At 59.9% G+C, this 18,254-nt stretch carries 16 protein-coding genes and 1 pseudogene; 4 read left to right on the plus strand and 13 right to left on the minus strand.

Going from position 1 to position 18,254, the window contains the following annotated elements; all coding sequences use genetic code 11:
- Positions 1-90: 90 nt before the first annotated feature.
- Both U4Z31_RS30505 and U4Z31_RS30510 read right to left on the minus strand, forming a co-directional pair.
- Positions 91-798 (minus strand): carbon monoxide dehydrogenase subunit G, encoded by a 708-nt coding sequence (locus U4Z31_RS30505; protein WP_321812272.1) that lies wholly within the window; start codon positions 796-798, stop codon positions 91-93.
- A gap of 108 nt (positions 799-906) precedes the next feature.
- Entirely contained in the window at positions 907-1,302 is a 396-nt protein-coding gene (locus tag U4Z31_RS30510; protein ID WP_321812287.1) for a PaaI family thioesterase, read from the minus strand.
- Between the two features lie 646 nt (positions 1,303-1,948).
- Between U4Z31_RS30510 and gcvA the strand changes: the two genes are divergently transcribed.
- Together gcvA and U4Z31_RS30520 are read left to right on the plus strand one after the other, a co-directional pair.
- Complete coding sequence (gene gcvA, locus U4Z31_RS30515) at positions 1,949-2,881, plus strand: transcriptional regulator GcvA (protein WP_321812273.1); 933 nt, start codon at positions 1,949-1,951, stop codon at positions 2,879-2,881.
- Positions 2,878-4,476, plus strand: coding sequence for a class I adenylate-forming enzyme family protein (locus U4Z31_RS30520; RefSeq protein WP_321812274.1), 1,599 nt, complete (start codon positions 2,878-2,880; stop codon positions 4,474-4,476). Before gcvA ends, U4Z31_RS30520 begins: the two co-directional genes overlap by 4 nt.
- Positions 4,477-4,604: 128 nt before the next feature.
- On the opposite strand, the gene istB is transcribed toward U4Z31_RS30520, so the two are convergent.
- Positions 4,605-5,354 carry an IS21-like element ISBmu3 family helper ATPase IstB gene (gene istB, locus U4Z31_RS30525; protein WP_321812275.1) on the minus strand — a complete coding sequence of 250 codons (750 nt, stop codon included), beginning with the start codon at positions 5,352-5,354 and terminating at the stop codon, positions 4,605-4,607.
- A gap of 15 nt (positions 5,355-5,369) precedes the next feature.
- Positions 5,370-6,920, minus strand: coding sequence for an IS21 family transposase (gene istA, locus U4Z31_RS30530; protein ID WP_321812276.1), 1,551 nt, complete (start codon positions 6,918-6,920; stop codon positions 5,370-5,372).
- A gap of 48 nt (positions 6,921-6,968) precedes the next feature.
- Between istA and U4Z31_RS30535 the strand changes: the two genes are divergently transcribed.
- On the plus strand, positions 6,969-7,106 hold the full coding sequence (locus U4Z31_RS30535; protein ID WP_175891702.1) for a hypothetical protein: 138 nt from the start codon (positions 6,969-6,971) through the stop codon (positions 7,104-7,106).
- A 59-nt stretch (positions 7,107-7,165) separates the two neighbouring features.
- Here U4Z31_RS30535 and U4Z31_RS37225 read toward each other — a convergent pair.
- The 6 genes and pseudogenes from U4Z31_RS37225 to U4Z31_RS30565 all read right to left on the minus strand — a co-directional run bounded on the left by U4Z31_RS37225 (position 7,166) and on the right by U4Z31_RS30565 (position 13,200).
- Positions 7,166-8,091: pseudogene (locus U4Z31_RS37225) on the minus strand (XdhC family protein).
- 33 nt (positions 8,092-8,124) lie between these two features.
- A complete protein-coding gene (locus tag U4Z31_RS30545) occupies positions 8,125-8,502 on the minus strand; it encodes a RidA family protein (protein WP_321812278.1) in 378 nt (125 codons plus the stop codon).
- Positions 8,503-8,587: 85 nt separating this feature from the next.
- Entirely contained in the window at positions 8,588-9,082 is a 495-nt protein-coding gene (locus tag U4Z31_RS30550) for a (2Fe-2S)-binding protein (protein WP_321812279.1), read from the minus strand.
- Between the two features lie 3 nt (positions 9,083-9,085).
- A complete protein-coding gene (locus U4Z31_RS30555) occupies positions 9,086-11,404 on the minus strand; it encodes a xanthine dehydrogenase family protein molybdopterin-binding subunit (protein ID WP_321812280.1) in 2,319 nt (772 codons plus the stop codon).
- Positions 11,401-12,282 (minus strand): xanthine dehydrogenase family protein subunit M, encoded by an 882-nt coding sequence (locus U4Z31_RS30560; RefSeq protein WP_321812281.1) that lies wholly within the window; start codon positions 12,280-12,282, stop codon positions 11,401-11,403. The genes U4Z31_RS30555 and U4Z31_RS30560 overlap by 4 nt, the downstream gene beginning before the upstream one ends.
- Positions 12,283-12,366: 84 nt before the next feature.
- Positions 12,367-13,200 (minus strand): alpha/beta hydrolase, encoded by an 834-nt coding sequence (locus U4Z31_RS30565; RefSeq protein ID WP_321812282.1) that lies wholly within the window; start codon positions 13,198-13,200, stop codon positions 12,367-12,369.
- Positions 13,201-13,274: 74 nt separating this feature from the next.
- Here U4Z31_RS30565 and U4Z31_RS30570 point away from each other — a divergent pair, with 74 nt between their 5' ends.
- Complete coding sequence (locus U4Z31_RS30570) at positions 13,275-13,460, plus strand: hypothetical protein (RefSeq protein WP_321812283.1); 186 nt, start codon at positions 13,275-13,277, stop codon at positions 13,458-13,460.
- A gap of 812 nt (positions 13,461-14,272) precedes the next feature.
- Here U4Z31_RS30570 and U4Z31_RS30575 read toward each other — a convergent pair.
- The 3 genes from U4Z31_RS30575 to U4Z31_RS30585 form a co-directional block, all read right to left on the minus strand.
- On the minus strand, positions 14,273-16,159 hold the full coding sequence (locus U4Z31_RS30575) for a methyl-accepting chemotaxis protein (RefSeq protein WP_321812284.1): 1,887 nt from the start codon (positions 16,157-16,159) through the stop codon (positions 14,273-14,275).
- Positions 16,160-16,508: 349 nt separating this feature from the next.
- The gene (locus U4Z31_RS30580; protein WP_321812285.1) at positions 16,509-17,297 is read right to left on the minus strand and encodes an SDR family oxidoreductase; all 789 of its coding nucleotides are present in this window, start codon (positions 17,295-17,297) and stop codon (positions 16,509-16,511) included.
- A 327-nt stretch (positions 17,298-17,624) separates the two neighbouring features.
- Entirely contained in the window at positions 17,625-18,140 is a 516-nt protein-coding gene (locus tag U4Z31_RS30585; RefSeq protein ID WP_321812286.1) for an aldehyde dehydrogenase family protein, read from the minus strand.
- Positions 18,141-18,254 lie beyond the last annotated feature (114 nt).

The following is an 18,254-nucleotide window of genomic DNA, read 5'->3' on the forward strand; positions in this document are numbered from 1 at the left end:
TTCGTGAGGCGCACTTTGCAATCGGTTCATGCGACGAGTGACGAGGGTTTGCCAGTCGACTTCACCGCCCCCTGCATGCAGAAGCCCGAATCAATGCAGACGATAGGCGGCATATGCCATTGCCAAAACAACCGCCATTCCGAAGAGCCACAATCGACTTGCTCCGCTGCGCAAGTCCTGCTTGTTCGAAGCAAGCAGGGCTTGCGCCTTGGTTGTGTTAGCCGCGCTCTCCGCGGCGTTCCCTGCACCGTCGGATCCGTTAGCCTGCGGCGGTTCCAGCGCAAGTGTGAGGCGGGCGAAAAAATCCTCTGCCATCTTCTTCGCGACGCCATCAATAAGCCTCGTTCCTACCTGCGCAAGCCGTCCACCAACTTGCGCGTTCGCACGATAGATGAGCCGCGTTCCGCCGTCATCCGACTCCAGGCCTACCTGTGCATTGCCCTTTCCGAACCCCGCAGCGCCACCAGATCCCTCAAATGTAAGCGAGTACGACACCGGCGCCTGCAAATCCGTCAACGTGAGCTTGCCGTTAAAGCGCGCCTTGACCGGACCCACGGTTGCCGCCATCACTACTTTGTAGTGCGTGTCGTCGACGCGTTCGAGCGATTCGCACCCTGGCAGCGACAGGCGCAACACATCAGGATCATTCAGGGCCGTCCACACGCGCTCCCGTGTCAGCGGCAGGAAGCGCTCTCCAGTCAACTCCATCGTCATTCTCCAATTAATTCTTAATGCAAGCCGATATTGGACCGGCGCCTTGACGTGAAATGCGATTTTCCGGTGTTCCACGTCGAACATTGAAGCCAGCCGGCCTGGTGGGCAAACGATCGTCTTTCATATCAGAGATGAGATTCATTCATACCAGACAGTCCGCACGCCCCGCACCGGCGATGTGCCAGGAGTACTTCATAGCTCGCTCGCGTATTTGAATGTTCCTTGTGCGGTCGCGATCAGCACACGAGCATTGGTCCAAGCTTCGCCGCGCGCGAAGTAAATATTGCCCCCGCTGCGCTCAAGGAAGCCCTTCGCGATCACCCATTCGCCAACGCCTCGTTCGAGGAAATTCAATGTCAACGAAAGCGTCACGCCATGCACGAGCCTCTGCGGATCGGCGCTGTATAGCCCAGCATACCCGCACGCAACATCGAGCAGCGTCGCGATCACGCCCCCCTGCAGCACGCCCCTCCGGTTGAGCAGTGTGGGCGCGATCCCGAGCCGGAATTCCGTGTAGCCTTCGCTCCACATCGTGTGCTCGATGCCAAGGTTGTTCAAAAACGGATTGGACAACGGCTCGTTCTCCAAATTTTTCACTGCGCTTGTTGATCCGACCGCACGTCTGCCTTGTCTCGGCTCGCCATAGCCCAACCGCGTGGCCTACGTGTCTGCGACGCGCCCGATCAAGGTCCGTCCAACGACGAATGGCACACCGGACCCGACCGCCAGCGACAGATCGTACGTCATCGCGCCCGCTACCATGAGCCCAACTCGGGCGACCTCAAGCGCATCGACGACGCTATCACAGCCGACGTGCCGTCAAGCCGGCCGGGTTGCACAGTGCTGGCCCGACGGGAAAACCGTGGTGAATGGATCGGCCGTAATCAGCCATCCGCTCAGGTGGTGTTCGGAACGCCGCGCCGCAGTGCCATGAGTGGTCATCGCCTGGACAACCGTATAACCATCAGGCGATATCAGCACCATCGTCACTAGGCCGGACCAGCCATACCCTTGCGCGAGACACCTGCCCAAGCCGGCACCCTAGCCTGCATGCGCGAGCGTACGGTCTGCAAGCTACGCTTTCTCATGCAACACATGAAAATCTCTCATTTCCTTGTAGAATCCCAAAAAGTCGACCATCGCGCCTGTGAGCCGGCACGCACCGACCTCCGTTTCTGCTCCCTAAGAGGGGCGGCATATCCTTCTCTTCGTGGTTTGCCAAGCAAAACGCCGCATGAGACCCTACATCCCATCCTTGCAATGTCTGCTTGCATTTGAGGCTGCATCGCGACATCTGAGTTTCACCCGCGCGGCCCAAGAGCTCGAACTCACGCAAACGGCAATCAGCCACCAAATCAAGACCCTTGAGGAACGTCTCGCAATCAAGCTGTTCGTTCGACGGCGCAACGTGCTGTCCCTCACGCCGGCTGCGCGCGAATACCTTCAATCCGTACACGAGGCGATCAATCTGCTGTCGATCGCAACAGCCCGCGCTCGAGATAAAAAATCGAAGACCATTCTTACAGTTGCATGCCTACCCACTTATGCAATTAAGTGCTTGATTCCCAGACTGCCCGAGTTCCAGCACGCGCATCCCGAGATTACCGTCCATCTCGCAACCAGCTCCAGTTTCGAGGAGTTCAAGCGCAATAGCTACGACGTTGCGATTCGCTATGGCTCGGGGCGCTGGGCGTCGGTCCGCACCGATCGACTGCAAGGTGAAACGTTCTTTCCCGTGTGCGCACCCGAGGTCCTCGAAGCCGCAGGACCATTCGGTTCGATTGCGGAGGGACTCTCACGCTTCCGCCAAATCCGCACATACTTTTATTCGATGTATCAGGACGATTGGCCCGCATGGCTCGAAGCTGCAGTGCGCGAGCCTGTGGAGTTCGTGGGCGAGGCAGTGTTTCATCTGCAGTTGACATCGCTGGCTGCAGCCGTTGACGGCGTGGGCCTCGCAATCGGACGCACACCGCTCGTCGATACCGATCTGAAGAGTGGAAAGCTCGTCGCTCCATTTGACGTGCGCATGCAATCGAACTCCGCGTATTTTGTGGCATCGCCGAAAGAAAAGGCTGATCTCAAGAAGGTTCAGGCGTTCCGCGAATGGGCGCTCGCCACACTCGGCGAAAACACCTCGGTACATACCGAGGCGGCGTGTCCGTGAGCGCTCCGTACAAGAGTGTCGGCGATCTGCTGGACGCACACCGTCGACGCACACCTCAAAAAGCGGCCATCGTAGACGTGGAGCGCGATGCGGCTCTCGATTTCGCTGCGCTTGCGGACATTGTCGACGCGCTTGCAAGGCAATTGCAGCGACGCGATGTACGGAGCGGCTCACGCGTGGTAATAGCTGGAGGGGAAGGCATCGACAAGCTGCTGCTCTGGCTAGCGCTATGGCATCTCGGCGCGGTCGTCTGTCCGATTGATGTAACGTTCACGGGTGCGATGCATACGATGCATGTGTTTGACCTTCTCATGCCCGACCTTGTTCTGCTGCCTGCCGATATGGATGCCGCGCTCGTTCCTGCAAGCGCGGCGCCACTGATACGCTTCGGCACGTGGCCGCCCGATGACGACAACGCGGGCGCGCAGCTCCACTTTCGCGCCGATCTGGCCGACAGAAGCGATCCATTGCCACGCGTCGGCACGCCAGGCAGAGCCGACACGCTCGCTTCTATGTGCTGCACGTCAGGCACTACAGGCTTGCCCAAGGTGGTCGTCTATGACCATGCGAGCTACTGGTACAACGGTCTCGACAGCATCGAACTACTGGCGCTCACACCAGACGACCGCACACTCGAATATCGATCGTTCGACTGGTACTCTGCGCAGATTCTGAGCTTGATGCCGTTTCTGCAACTCGGTTCGACCCTATGCATCGCACGGCACTTCTCGCGCAGTCGGTTCGCCGAATGGATCGCGCGTCATCGCGTGACTGTCAGCGCCGGTATTCCGACTGTAATCAACATGCTGCTCGAAGCCCCCATCGACGTAAGCCGCGGGGAACTGGCGACGTTGCGCGCGATGACATGCAGCACCGCGCCGCTTTCGAATGTCCAGTGGTCGCGTTTCGAGGCGAAGTATGGAATTCGCGTGCTGAATCTGTACGGCTCCTCGGAAACGGGCTGGATATGCGGGAACCACTTTGATCGACGCAAATTCGGCACGGTTGGCTTTCCCCCCGCACATATCGCGTTGTCGATCGTCGACCCCAACGGTTCACCATGCGCGGTAGGCGAGACAGGCCAAGTGGTCGTCGATGGTGAGAAGCTCGCGATCGGCCTCTTGACCGCACAGCACGTCATCGCGCCGATTCGGGGTGCGCCGTTCGCTACGCGTGACATCGCGACGCGGGACGACGATGGCTTCGTCGTCGTGTCGGGCCGCATGGACGATCTGATCATTCGTGGTGGTGTCAAGATCCAGCCCAATGAGATCGAGGACGTGCTGCTCGCGTATCCGGGTGTGCGAGAGGTGGCAGCCATCGGCGTACCAGATCCGATCTATGGACATGAACCCGTGTGCTTCGTCGTGCCACGCGACGAACGTGCTGCAACCGTCGTTGGAGCGGAGCGTGCCGCGCTGGCGATGGAACTGACCAAGTGGTGCTGCGCGTACTTGCCTCAAGAAAAACAGCCGAAGCTGATTCAGCTTACACCGGCGCTACCACGCAACGAGCGTGGCAAAGTTATGCGCGACACGCTCCGGCGCGAATGGTGGATGCTCACGCATGCGGTTCAGCAGCAGACACCTCGCTGAAAGCGTACAGTCCTATCAACGCGCTTCAAGTGCGGATTTCGGTGATGGTGATCAGGCGTTTCGGCGAACGTGATCAGTTTGGAAGGTGGTGTTGCGCGGTCAATGGATTATAGCGAAGGTGATCACGATCAGGATGCGGAGGACTGCTTGGCGTTGGTCTTTCGCATCGATTCGCCCTTCAACGGCAGCTTGTGGGCCTGATGGACGAGCCGGTCGAGGATCGCGTCGGCGAGCGTCGGATCCTGCAACCAGGCGTGCCAGTGTTCCAGTGGCAGTTGGCTGGTAATGATCGTGGAGCGCGTGCCGACGCGATCGTCGAGCACTTCGAGCAAATCGTTTCGAGCACCCTGATCGAGATCCTGCAGCCCCCAGTCGTCGAGCAGCAGGACGTCCATCTTGGCGAGCTGCGCGAGCCGCCGCGTGAAGCTGCCGTCGCCGTGGGCGATCTTCAATTCCTCGAACAGCCGGGCAACGCGGACGTACATCACGGAGAAGCCTTGTCGGCAGGCCTGCTGTCCGAACGCACAAGCGATCCACGTTTTCCCAGCGCCAGTCGGCCCAGTCAGGATGAGGTTCTGCGCATTGCGGATCCAGTCGCAACTGGCGAGGGTGGCAACGACGCTTTTGTCGATACCGCGGCTCTGCCGGTACTCGATGTCCTCGATGCAGGCTTGGGGGTTCTTGAGTTTCGCGGACTTCAGCAGCCGTTCGAGCCGCCGGGTATCGCGCCAGGCGAGCTCACGTTCGACGACCATGCCGAAGCGCTCTTCGAACGACAGGCTGGTGCTGGCGGTCAACGCCGCCTGTTCCTCGAACGCACGGGCCATGCCGTCGAGCTTCAGGGACTTGAGCTGGGTTAAGGTTTGCTGCGTCAACATCGCGACCTCCTTGGGTCAGTGGTAATAGTCAGGTCCGCGCACGTTCTCGTGATCGGGCGAATGCCATTCGGTGAGAGGAATCGGGAGCACCGGCTGTCGATCCAGGCCGGATTCGAGGATCGACAGCACGGAGCGGCGGGTCGGCGAACCGATCACGAGCGCCCGCTGGCAGGCGGCTTCCAGCCGCTCCTTGCCGTACTTGCGCGAGAGCGACGGCAATCCGAGGCACGCGCGGTACCCCATCTCTGGGTGCGGCCGGTTGGTCAGCAGGTGTTTGACGATCGTCTCGGCGCCGGGACCGACCGAGGCGCCCCAGTTCAACAACCGGCCTGGCGTCCATTCCATGTGGGCACGGTGCGCCGCCGGCATGTGCTCGGGCAATGTCGTATGCTTGTTCCGGAGTCGGCTGCGGGCGTGGGCGGCCACGCGCTTGCCGCGGTGCAGGATCTCGACGCCGTGGCGCGTAACGCGTGCGTAGACCTCCTGACGTACGAGGCTGTGCGGAACGCTGTAATAGTGGTGATCGACTTCGACGTGGTAGTCGATGTTGACGCGGCACTTCACGAAGGTCGCGATCTCGTATCGGCGCGTCGGCAACGGGCGCAGCGCCGGCCGATCGAGCCGCTCGAACCATTCGCGACGGTTGCCCTCGAGCTTCTTGAACGGTCGTTGGTTTAGATCGGTGATCAGCTTGACGATCGCCTTGTTCAATTCGGCCAGGCTGTAGAACCGGTGGTTGCGCAGCCGCGCGAGGATCCAGCGCTCGACGATCTGTACGCCGACTTCGACCTTCGCCTTGTCCTGCGGCTTGCGCGGCCGCGCCGGCAACATGGCGGTCGCGTAGTGGTTCACGAAGTCCTGCGTGGTGTTGCCCAGCACCGGTTCGTACCGATCGGCCTTGGCGATCAATGCCTTGGGGTTGTCGGGCACCAGCAGCTCGGGAACGCCGCCGTAGAATTCCAACGCGTCGATCAGGCTGCCGATCCAGTCGGGCATGGTCTCGGAACGCGTCGCACATGCATAGGTGTAGTTCGAGGCGCCGAGGACGGCCACGAACACGTGGGCCTTGAACGCGACGCCGCCGTCGCGGCCGAGGATTGGTACAGTTTGCCCGGCGAAGTCGGCGAACAGCTTCTCGCCGGCGCGGTGTTGCTGGCGCATCGAGCGCTTCAGCGCCGCAGCCCAGTCCTTGTACCGCTGGCAGAACTGCGTATAGCGATAGGTGCGCTGGCCGGGGTGAGCTTCGACGTATTCCTCCCAGAGCAACTGCAGCGTCACGCCCTTGCGGCGCAGGTCCCGGTGCATCACCACGTAGTCCGGTTCGACTCGCCGAGTCGGGGCCGCCGTCTCCGCGGGTAGGTCCAACCTGATCTCAAGCTCGTCGTCGGCGAGCAGTTCGACGGCATCCCAGTCGAGTCCCGCCGCGCTGGCTCGCGCAGCATACGCCGAAATAGCGCCGACGCTGATGCCGATCGCCCGGCTGATCTGGCGGTGCGACAGGCCGCACGACCACTTCAACCGCAGTACTTCCTTCAGTTTGCGCATGCTCATCCGATGTGCTGGCATCAACCTGTCCCCTAAAAAGAGACAAGGCTAACGCCCGTCGTTGATCACATGCGCAACACCACCGCCGAGCCGGAACGGCCATCCCGTTTCGGTCGCGTGATCAGCTGTTTCGGTTCGCTGATCACTCATTCCGGAAACGTGATCACCCGTTTCGGCAAGATGATCGCTCGTTTCGGAAACCGGTGATCAGCGATCACCTTCGACCGAAACGGCCGATCACCATCAATCGGAACCACTGATCACGTTCAACCGAAATCGCTGATCACGTTCGCCGAAATACGCACTTCAAGCGCAAACAGTGCCGGGCATACGTCAGGCGCCACGAGCGGCCCCCCGGCTCTTGCGTACTCCTGCGATTCATCCGCACCAATTTTTTCCGCCCACTCTATATCGAGCGCGACGCCATTCTTCGCCGATGTCCATTCCGCTGCAATCGCCACTGCGAGCTCGGGTGGCGTGCGACTTCCTATCGCGAGGCCCGCAGGCCCGCGCAGGCGTGCAAGCCATGCATCGGCGATGTCGAACAATTTGCGCCGTTCACGCCGCTTTGAATCGTTCAGCCGCGAACCGATCGCCGCAACGTAAGACGCGTCGGTCTGCAGCGCATGGATCAGTACCAGATCATCGAACTTCGGGTCATGCGTCAGCGCAACCACGGTGCTATGACCGTCGAGCTGCACATCGAGTACGGTATCGTCGGCCATAGCGCGCGTCAGACACGTGCTCGGCACGTTCCACGTGTTCGCATACTCCTCGCGCGGATCACACACGGTTACTTGATAGCCGATGCCCTCGGCGATCGACGCGAGGAATTGCTAAAGATAGCCAGTCGATAGTGGCAGGATCCGCGGCACGCAGCAACTCGAGCACCAGTTCGATCGTGCCACCGGACGGCGAGTCGAAGCGCCATGCTTCTTCCGTGCTAACGCCATATAACACGCGCTGGGGTGGCCCTGTGACGAACGCCGTGCGCCGCACGCGGTCGATGAGGTCGACTTCAACATAGCCGCCCGACACAGAGCCGCACACCATGCGTCGTCGCGCAACGCAGCCCTTTCGCCAACCGGCCGCGGGCGCGCTCCCCAAGTCCGCGCGACGTTCGAAAGCATGACCGACCCGCAACCTGCCATTCCACGCAATGCTGCACGACTTCGACATCGATACTGTCCATCGACGTGACTTCCGCACGAACATGATGCTCGCATCAACTCAACGAGCAAGCCACCATTTGCAACTCCACAAGAAATCCATGGTGCAGTTCCGGCACCGGCACGACCGCGCGCGCTGGCTGGTGCTCACCGAAATATGCCGCATAGATACGATTGAATTCAGGCCAACGTTCGATGCCAACAATATACGCAGTACACTGCACGACATCCTCAAACGCGCAGCCTGCTGCTTCCAGCACGCTTTCACAGTGCTCGAGCGTTGCGCGCACCTGGCGCTCGAAATTGTCTGGACCGGACGTTGCTACACCTGGCCCCGGCAGCATACCAGAGACGAACGTGAAACCGTTTGCCTGAATGGCATGCGAGTAATGGCCGCCGGGCGCCGGCGCGTCGCTTGATTGGATGATCTTCATTGACGAGGCAGGTTCAAAATGATTCACTCTCACGCAGAGTAGCGTCCGGCCGGAGCACCGCTATCCCGCCGCATCCGGCCAGTGGTTACGTAAGCGCTGATTCGTTGCGTCGCAGCCGCGCCGCGAGCTTGACCGCTTCGATGATCTCCGGATAAGCCCCACATCGGCACAGATTCCCCGATAGGTAATGACGGATTTCCGCTTCCGTCGGATCGGAATTCTTGTCGAGCAGTTGATGGGCCATCAGCAGGAAACCCGACGTACAGAATCCGCACTGGAACGCACCGCATTCGATGAACGCCTGCTGGACCGGATCGAGCGAACCGTCAGCATCGAGTTGCTCAACGGTCGCCACTTCGGTACCGTCCGCCATCGCCGCGAGATAAAGGCATCCCGAGACGGCCTCACCATTGATCAGCACCGTGCAGCAGCCGCACAGCCCCTGGCCGCAGCTTTCGCGCGCACCATACAGACCGAACTGCTGGCGCAGCAGTTCCAAGATGGTGTAATGAGGCTCGACAGTCGCGCACACGCGCTCGCCATTCAATTTAAATTCAATATTGAGGGAAGCAGAGTTCATCGTTCATTCCTCCGAGAGCGGATCATTGCGTGCCGCGCGCAGCGCGCGATAAACGACTTCAGGCGTGATCGGCAACGATTTGATCCGAACGCCTACAGCATCCTCAATCGCTTCCGCGATCGCCGAAGCGACGCCGAATGTCGCGCTTTCGCCAACGCCCTTCGCACCGAATGGGCCGTTACCCTGCACAGCATCCACGGTTTCACGACCGATCGTGTGAGGGATGTCATGAATGCCTGGAATCTTGTACTCGGCAAACGACGCGTTGCGCAATTGCCCAGAGGGGTCGAATTCCATCCGCTCGAACATCGTGATTCCAAGCTGCATGATCGCCGCGCCCGAAATTTGCGTATCTACAACTTTCGGGTTGATCGGCGTGCCACAATCGACCACATTCTCGAAGCGCACCAGCCGGAAGTACCCGGTGTCGGTGTCAACCTCGACTTCCACACCGGTCCCACCGACCATCCAGTTCGGTGTGATGTCATCGGACTGCCCCGTCTCATGATCGGGTTTCGTGTACGGTGGAATAAAACTCCCGACGCCGACGATATTGCCCGCCTGCATTCCGTACTTTCGCTTGAGAAGGTCGCCGGCACATATCGGCTCGCCGCCAGGAATGCCCAGTTCGTCAGCGAGTTGACGCATCTTCACGAGCGCATCCTCGGCAGCGAGGCGCACCGCATGGCCCATGTGGAAAGTCGAGCGCGACCCGAGCGTTGCCATGTCGTACGGTGTCGCATCGGTGTCCGGGCGAACCACCTTGATCTTCTCAGCCTCTATACCAAGCACGTCACCCGCCATCAACGCAATCGCCGTGTCGGATGCCTGTCCCATGTCGACCGTGCTCGAATAGACGGTGCAACTTCCGTCGGCAGCGAGGCTCACCATCGCCATCGACGTTGTCGGCGCGACCAGCGCTTTGAAGCCGATACCAATGCCACGTCCACGCTTCACCGTGCCAGTGCCGCGCTCGAACGGTGCGTTCCAGTTCATTCGTGCCGCCACGCGCTCCAGTACCTGATCGATTGCCGCGTCGCACATCACTGTGCCCGTAGCATGAGGTCGGCCATCGCGCAGGATATTGCGGCGCCGGAACTCGACTGGGTCGATTCCGAGCTTGCGTGCAATCATGTCTGCATGGCTTTCGTACCCCCACACTACCTGCGGAATGCCGAAACCGCGGAACGCCCCTGCGGGCGGCAGGTTCGTGTATACCTGATAGGAATCGATCGAAACGTTCTCGATGTCGTACGGTCCTGACGCGGTAAACCCTGACTTTTGCGTGACGCGCGGACCGATGTCCGCGTACGCACCACCGTTCCACCAGATTTCGCATCGGCGACCGGTGATTCGGCCGTCCAACGACACTGCCGTCTGTATGCGGAAGGTCGTCGCGTGCTTCGTGATGGTGAAGAACTGCTCTTCCATCGTGAGCGCGACCTTAACAGGGCGACGAGTAAGCAGCGCGAGTGCTGCGGCAAGCGCTTCGAGCTTGATATACAGTTTCGCGCCGAAGCCGCCGCCGAGAAGGCCGACGCGTACCCGCACGCGGTTTTCCGCCCAGCCAAGCAGGCGTGCAATTTCGATACGCACGAACGAAGGACTTTGCGATGCCGTATGTATCGTTAGCGTGCCGGAACTCTCACCCGGCTCCGCAACCGACACCATCGGTTCGAGCGGAGTATGCATCACCTGCTGGGTCGTAAAGGTGTCGTCGAAGATATGCCCCGCCGCATCGAACGCCGCATCGACGTCGCCGCGTCGCACGCGGAAATCTAGCGCGACGTTAGTTGCTTTGTGCCCATGGAGATGCTTTAGATCGGGGAAGGTTCCCGCCGGTTTCAGCACTTCATGGACGTGTGCATCCGAACTCGCCGCCTCGACTTCGTTGAAGACGGCCGGTAGCTCCTCGTATTCCGCAATGATGAGATGCAGTGCCTCTTCGGCAGCATGCGCGTCGGTGGCGAGAACTACTGCGACCGGCTCACCGATGTAGCGCACCTTATCGACTGCGAGAATCGGCTGATCATGGAACGCAGGACCGAAATACGGTTCCGGCATGACACGCATGATGTCCCGCGCCGTGTATACGGCATACACATCACCGGCTTCGCGCGCGGCAGTCGTATCGATCGAAACGATTCGGCCATGCGCGACCGTACTGCGGAAAATCTTCGCGTACAGCAGGCGCGGCAGCGACAGATTGTGGATGTAATCGGCGCGCCCCGTCACCTTCGCGCATGCCTCCAGTCGGGTCAAGGAACGGCCGATCTGGCGCGGTGCAGCACCGGCCTCGATTGAGTGGGGATCGACCTTCATCTCGCATTCTCCTTATTGCTGGCCGAATCTAGCGCGACGCGCACTGCGCGCCCAAGATAAACCGACACCAGATGTTTCTTGTAGCTTGCAGAGCCGTGCGGATCGCCGACGATGTCGAGCGCTGCCGCGGCCGCTTCGCCGGCGCGCTTGAGCGTCACCGCATCGGGCAACGCGCCATGCAGGATCGATTCGGCTTCGACTAAGCGTGTTGGTCGATCCATCGCCGCGCCTGCTATCACGCTCGCACTGGCGATACGCTCGCCCCGCATGTTCAGGACCACGGCAATGCCAAGCGCCGGCCAGTCGTGCGCAGCGCGTGTCGTCACCTTCATGTACGCTGCGGGACGACCTGCTTGCGCCGGCACCATCACCTTCGAAATCAGTTCGTTGCGCGCAAGCACCGTCTCGTAGTAACCCGTCGCCAGCTCTTCGACCGACAGCGTGCGCTCGCCATCCGGTCCCGTCACCACGACTTTTGCGCCGAGTGCACTCAAGACGGGCGGCATATCCATGTGCGGATCTGCATGCGCGAGATTGCCGCCCATCGTCGCGACGTTACGCACACGCACGTTTGACAGCGTGCGTAACGTTCGCGACAGAAGCGGCCACCCTTCACGTACGAGTGTTGACTGTTCAAGCGCCGTGAGGCGCGTTAGGCCACCGATCTGCAGTTCCCCTTGCGCCCCGATCGCGATCTGTGAGTATGTCGGCTCGATATTACGAAGACTGACGAGTCGCGTCGGGCGCAGCACGCCGGCTTTCATCATCAACATGATCGCGGTGCCGCCACCTACCGGCCGAATATCAGGATCTTCAGGATCGAGTAGGCCAATCGCGTCGTGCAGCGATCCGGGTGTGGCAAGTTCGAATGGTGCCATTCGGACGCTCCTTGTCTCGTATGCGTTTGCGTATTGGTTTACGCGTGCGGAGCTCAGTGCCGCGCGCGCGACGTGCCGCCTGTCTCACGTTGCGATGCGGTCGAACAGCGCGTGTAGTTCCCTTGCCACGAGATCGGGAACTTCGAGCGGCGTAAGATGACGAGCCTGCGGCACCACTGTCAGCGTCGCCCCGTCAATGCCCTCATGCAAAGCGCGTGCCATCGACGGCGGTGCTGCATAGTCTTCCTCGCCGACGATCACACAGGTGGGTACACGGATCTTCGCCATTTGTGCGCGCCCATCAAACGCACCAAGCATTCGTCCCGTCGCTGCGAATGAGGCTACTTCGTTACGTAAGAAGGTTTCGACGCAACGCTGGACCACATCGGCGCGCTGGGCACGAAAGATATCGCTGAACCACCGTGTAGTCTGAAACTCAACCAGTGCAGCAAGCCCTTCTTTCTCTGCCCTCGAAACGCGCAGGTCCCAGTCTTCCGGTGCGGTTTCGCCGTACCAGGCGGTAGTGTCGATCAGGGCGACCGCACGCGTTAGTTCCGGATACGCTCCGGCGAATTGCAGCGACACACAGCCGCCCATCGATGCACCCGCAACAACGATGCCACCTAGATTGAGTGCATCGACCACATCACGCACGTCATCGGCGAACTGCTCCACCGAGTATGGTCCGGCAGGCCTATCGGATGCGCCATGACCGCGACAGTCAAGCGCGAGGACGCTTGCACGCGGCAGCAGGCGGTCGATGACCGGGTACCAGAACTCGCGATCCATCGCCAAGGAATGAAGCAGTGCAATGCGAGGCACGGAATCGCCTCTACCATGAAGGGTATAGGCAATACGCGCTCCGTCGCGCACGGTCACGTACGCAGACGTGGCGTCGTGATGGATAGAGGTTGTCATCGGGACAGGTCTGATCGAAACATGCGGTTATCTCTAGGCCCGATACTGATGGCCCGACAAAAAGCGAGCAAACGATGATCTTTCATATCGGGTATGAAAAAAATTCACCGCTGAAAGCGCACGACTCAGAGGCGCTCGAAAGTTCCGACATAGGTCCTCCGGTGCCCCAAGGGCAGCGCCGAAAGATGTCCGTCACATTGAGCGTCGATCCCACCGTCGGCATCAACAGTACTCGGGCGCACGCCGCCGAGCGGGAATGAGGCAGGCTGCAATAGCAAGTCAATAGAGGTTTGATGGTGACGCACGCGGTGCTCGTCGCCAGTTGAGATACTGGCGCCATTATCGTCATGCAGCGTTGTCGCATGAGTGGTGGACTTTGCGTCCGTCGGCACTGGCTTCAAGCCGATGTATTTCCGCGAGAAGGTTCCACTACGCGAGATTGAACGGCGCACGCCTAACCCGAAACACGGCACGCAAGTGGCGGCGCCAGACCGAAGCGACCGAACCCCAAGTATTCGTATCGTACGATTCCCTGCATCGTCGACGACTGGGCCGATTAGCTTTCGGCCGGCTCAAGTCCGATAGTCACTGTCCGAAGCACGAGCAGCGCACCGCGCACTTCATGTTCGAGGTACTCCGGGCATGGGCCCGCACAGGCAGCCAAGACTGCGTTAGCGCCTTTGTTTGCGGTTGGCACGCGCAGCAGGACGACGCATCTCGGCGCAAGATGTACGTGCAGCTCGCGAGCGAGCCCGGCGCGATCTTCCAGTTCGACTGGAGTTGCGAGTACGCCTAGATCGGCGGCCTTCACCGACGGGCGGAGTCGCTCGCGTGAATCTGGATGCCAGCGGAGCTTTCTGGCTCGTCGCCTAGCCGACGCAGTTCAAGCCGGTCGGATCGTAGCGCATGGAATGCGAATCGAAGCGTTGAGGAACAGTGGTGGACCAGGCAAAGCGGCGAACATTGAGCGACACGGTGTATCGCGGCGCGCGCAATTGTCTTGCAAGCGTCAATTCGGTCTGACTTCCGAGAATAAGATCCGCCACCGCCCTCTCGCCCCGCCCGCCGCCCATCAACCAAGCGTGAAAAATTCCACTGTCGATTGCAACTCACGCCCCTGCCTGTTCAGGGTCGCGGATGCGGCGGCGAGTTCTTCAACAAGCGCCGCGTTCTGTTGGGTCGCGCGGTCCATCACGGATACGGCCTGGTTTACCTCGTCGATCGATCGACTCTGCTCCCGGGCAGAAGCGGAGATTTCGTTGGTTATCGCGGCCACATTGGAAATCGCATGCGTCAATTCCTCGATTGTGCGTCCAGCGAGATTGACCTGATTCGAACCTGCACGCACGTTGCTTACCGACGCGTCGAGAAGCGCCTTGATTTCTTTTGCAGCATTGGTCGATCGTTGTGCAAGGTTGCGAACCTCCGACGCCACCACAGCAAATCCGCGACCGCTTTCGCCAGCGCGCGCCGATTCCACCGCGGCATTAAGCGCAAGGATATTCGTCTGGAATGCGATGCTTTCGATCATCGCGACGATACCTTCGATACGGCCCGATTGCTCGACGGCGGCGTCCATCGTGCGCGCAGCCTTCGATACGGCATCGTTGCCGCGGCGCGCGATTTCCACTGCCCCCCCAGCAACATTGTTCACATTCTTGGCCTGATCCGCCGTTTCCCGTACCGTCCCGGCTAGTTGCTCCATCGTAGCGGCCGTCTGCTCGACCGAGGCGGCCTGCCGCTCGGTTCTGGCCGATAGGTCGCTGTTACCAGCCGACACCTCTCCTGCGGCCAATCGGAGCTCATGGCTACTGGCGACAACGTTGCCTAGTAAGCCCTGCAGCTTCTCGACGAACGCGTTGAACTGCCTTGCCAGCTCACCCACTTCATCCTGACTGACCTGCGGCAAGCGACGGGTCATGTCACCATCGCCCGACGCAATCTCCTGCATCGACTTTGACAGGTTGCGCAATGGAGCCGTCATCCGGCGGCCGAAAATCATTGTGACCGCAAGCGCGATCACCAGAACCACTAGACCGACGCCAACCAACATCAGCATCAGATGGTTGGCCCCGGCCATCATTTCTGCATCAGGAACCAGAGCGTAGTATTTCCAACCATTTTTCGGCGACGTGTAGACGTATGCGCGATATCGCGTACCGCTCATGTCTATCGTGGCGACCCCATCCGATGCATTCGCAAGCTCCGCATAGCCATCGCCAAGTCCCTTGCAATCCTTGAATTCGTGGCTCTTGTCACGTGGGTCGATCAGGATCTTTCCATTGCTGTCTGCGACAATGAGATAACCCGTATCTCCGAACCGGATTCCGTCGACGAGTTTCGCGAAGGTCTTGAGCGAAAAATCTGACTCGATCACACCAAGGATTCCGCCTTGAGGATCCTTCACCAATCTCGCGAAAGAAATCGATATGCCGCCGGTCGACCCGACGCTGAGATATGGCGCCGGTCGTACAACAGTTTCGGGTGACGCCGTTGCCAGCTTATACCAAGGCCGGACTCGCGGGTCATAACTTCCTGAAGCGAAATTCTCGATCGGCCACTGAACGAATCCGCCCCATTTCGTCCCCATAATCACGTAGCGGATACTCGAATGCGACTCACCAAACCGCTTGAACAGCTTGAAGATCGAAGTCTCCACTGGACCGTGGCCGTCTGCCGTCATCTCGCCGTGAGTCAGATAGTCCGTCAGGCTCTGGTCCGCTGACAGCACTTCAGGAGACGTGGAGAGAAACGTCAAGTTCTGCTCGATTTCATTGAACGTGCCGTCCAGTGTTTGATCTGCCTGGCTTATCCGACCCAGACTTGATGTGACAAACGCATTCACCGCCTGCTGCCGGACCGTCACGGCACCTATTGACGTGAGGACGACAACAGTGGTCGCAAGGGCAATGCCCGATGCAGCGCTGAACTTGTTGGCAATTGAGCCGCGCAGTTTCATCTTTCGCTTTCCCCGTTATAGCTTCGCATCGAATTGATACGTCATGCTTATTTATATGAATTCATTTACTATAATTCGGATTACGGCATCGGCCGTGCATTCTTTAGCAATGAGACTACCGATTAGGCCGGAAAAAGCGACTTTCTTTGCCGGTGGATTCGAGCTTCCAAGTCACCATCGAGATGGATATCAGAAACGCACAGCGGTCCATGCAGGACCGCTGTCGCATTACCTCCACGGGGAGGCAAACGGTGCCCCGACCACTCACGCCCGACCGGGCCTGGAATGTGTAGGATTCGACTACACGTTAGGTTAATCGTAGTTCGGCGCGCGCGGTTGAGCGCAACGATCACGCCACGGTACTGCCAGCGTCCAGCACGATGCTCGCCCCGTTCATATGCGACGACTCGCCCGCGAGCAGAAATGCGACCGTGTTTGCTACGTCTTCAGGATGTCCGTATGGCGCAGCAGTCGCTCGGGTGATCCCTTGACCTCGGGATTTGGCCATATCGTTAAGTGCGTCGATCATTGGCGTCTGAATCGGCCCTGGCAGGACGGCGTTAACACGTGCGCCTGTCCCGATTGCTTCAAGCGCCGCACTTCGAACGAGACCCAGCACCGCGTGTTTGCTGGCTACATAAGCCGACAGATTTGCTCGTCCACGGATGGCGGATGTAGACGCGACCGCGACGAAGCTGCCCGCTCCACTTGCACGCAGCGCCGGCAGCGCATGTTTGAGTGCCAGAAATGTACCGCGGACGTTGACGTTCATTACCAGATCGAATACGTCCTCTGGGTATTCGTCGACCGGTTCGAGTCGACCCGCGGCACCGGCATTGGCGACAAACCCGTCCAGGCGTCCATAACGTTCGACGGCGAAGGCGACCAATTTCCGAACGTAATGGGCTTCTGTAATATCGCCGGTCACTATATCCGCGGGCACCCCGAGCGCACGGCAACGTCCGAGCACGTCCGCCGCGGCTTTGTCGGTGCGCGACGACAGCACTACCGCCCAGCCATCGGCGGCGAGGCGCTGGCAGATGGCGGAGCCTATCCCGCCGCCAGCACCTGTCACGATCGCGACTTTCCGATCAGGCTGGACATCCTTGCTGGCAGAGACGTGTTGCGGAGAAGACATATTGGGCTCCCGATCCAATAATAGGTGAGCCGTGGCCTCAAGCCAACGAGTCTCCGGCTTCGAGGTCACGACATGTAAAGATTCTTCGACATGCCATGCGTCAAGCATTGTTAGACGCCGCACAGGAGCGAAGCACGCTAACGCGGCACTTTCCGTTCGAACATCGCATAAGCTGCGACGCTTGAACACAGCGGCTCAACTGAGATACCAGCCCCACGGTTCTTCGCTAACGTAAGCAGTGATCTGCTTGGTCTCGAGGTAGTTCTCGAATCCCTAACGACCGAGTTCGCGGCCGATTCCCGACTGCTTGTAGCCGCCCCACGGTGCCTAGGTGAAAGTGGGCTGCGAACAGTTTATCCAGACGATCCCGGCTCGCAAGGCGGCGGCAACACGTTCAGCGCGCGCATCGTCGCTCGTCATCACGGCAGCCGCGAGCCCGAAGCGGGTGTCGTTTGCGAGCGTGATCGCTTCGTCTTCCGAGTGAAACGCGCGGACACAAACCACTGGCCCAAAAATCTCCTCCTTCCAGGCACGACTATCGAGCGGCACATTCGTCAAGACGGTCGGCTCGATGAAGTAGCCGTCCGACAGATGCGCCGGACGCTCACCACCCGTCATAACGGTTGCGCCATCGGCCCGCGCCTGTTCAATGGCTGCAGTCACACGTTCCAGCTGGATCTTCGATACCAGCGGGCCGAGTAGGATACCTTGCCGCCGAGCTTCGGCGACACCCATTTTCCATCGATGAATAATCCAGTACGCATCATTGTCCCAACTGTTTGGATTGATCCGCGTGACGGATATCCTTGTTCGAACCGGGCCAACCGACCACAAGAAAGTCACGTAGCTGTCAGAATGACTGATCCGGCGGACTCAAGCATGCGTCAGGAACTTCCTCGGGATCGCACCCCGGAACACACGATCCAGCACAATCGCAAGCGCCACGATCGCGATGCT

Source organism: Burkholderia sp. BCC1985, assembly GCF_905339915.1.
Classification (GTDB): domain Bacteria; phylum Pseudomonadota; class Gammaproteobacteria; order Burkholderiales; family Burkholderiaceae; genus Burkholderia.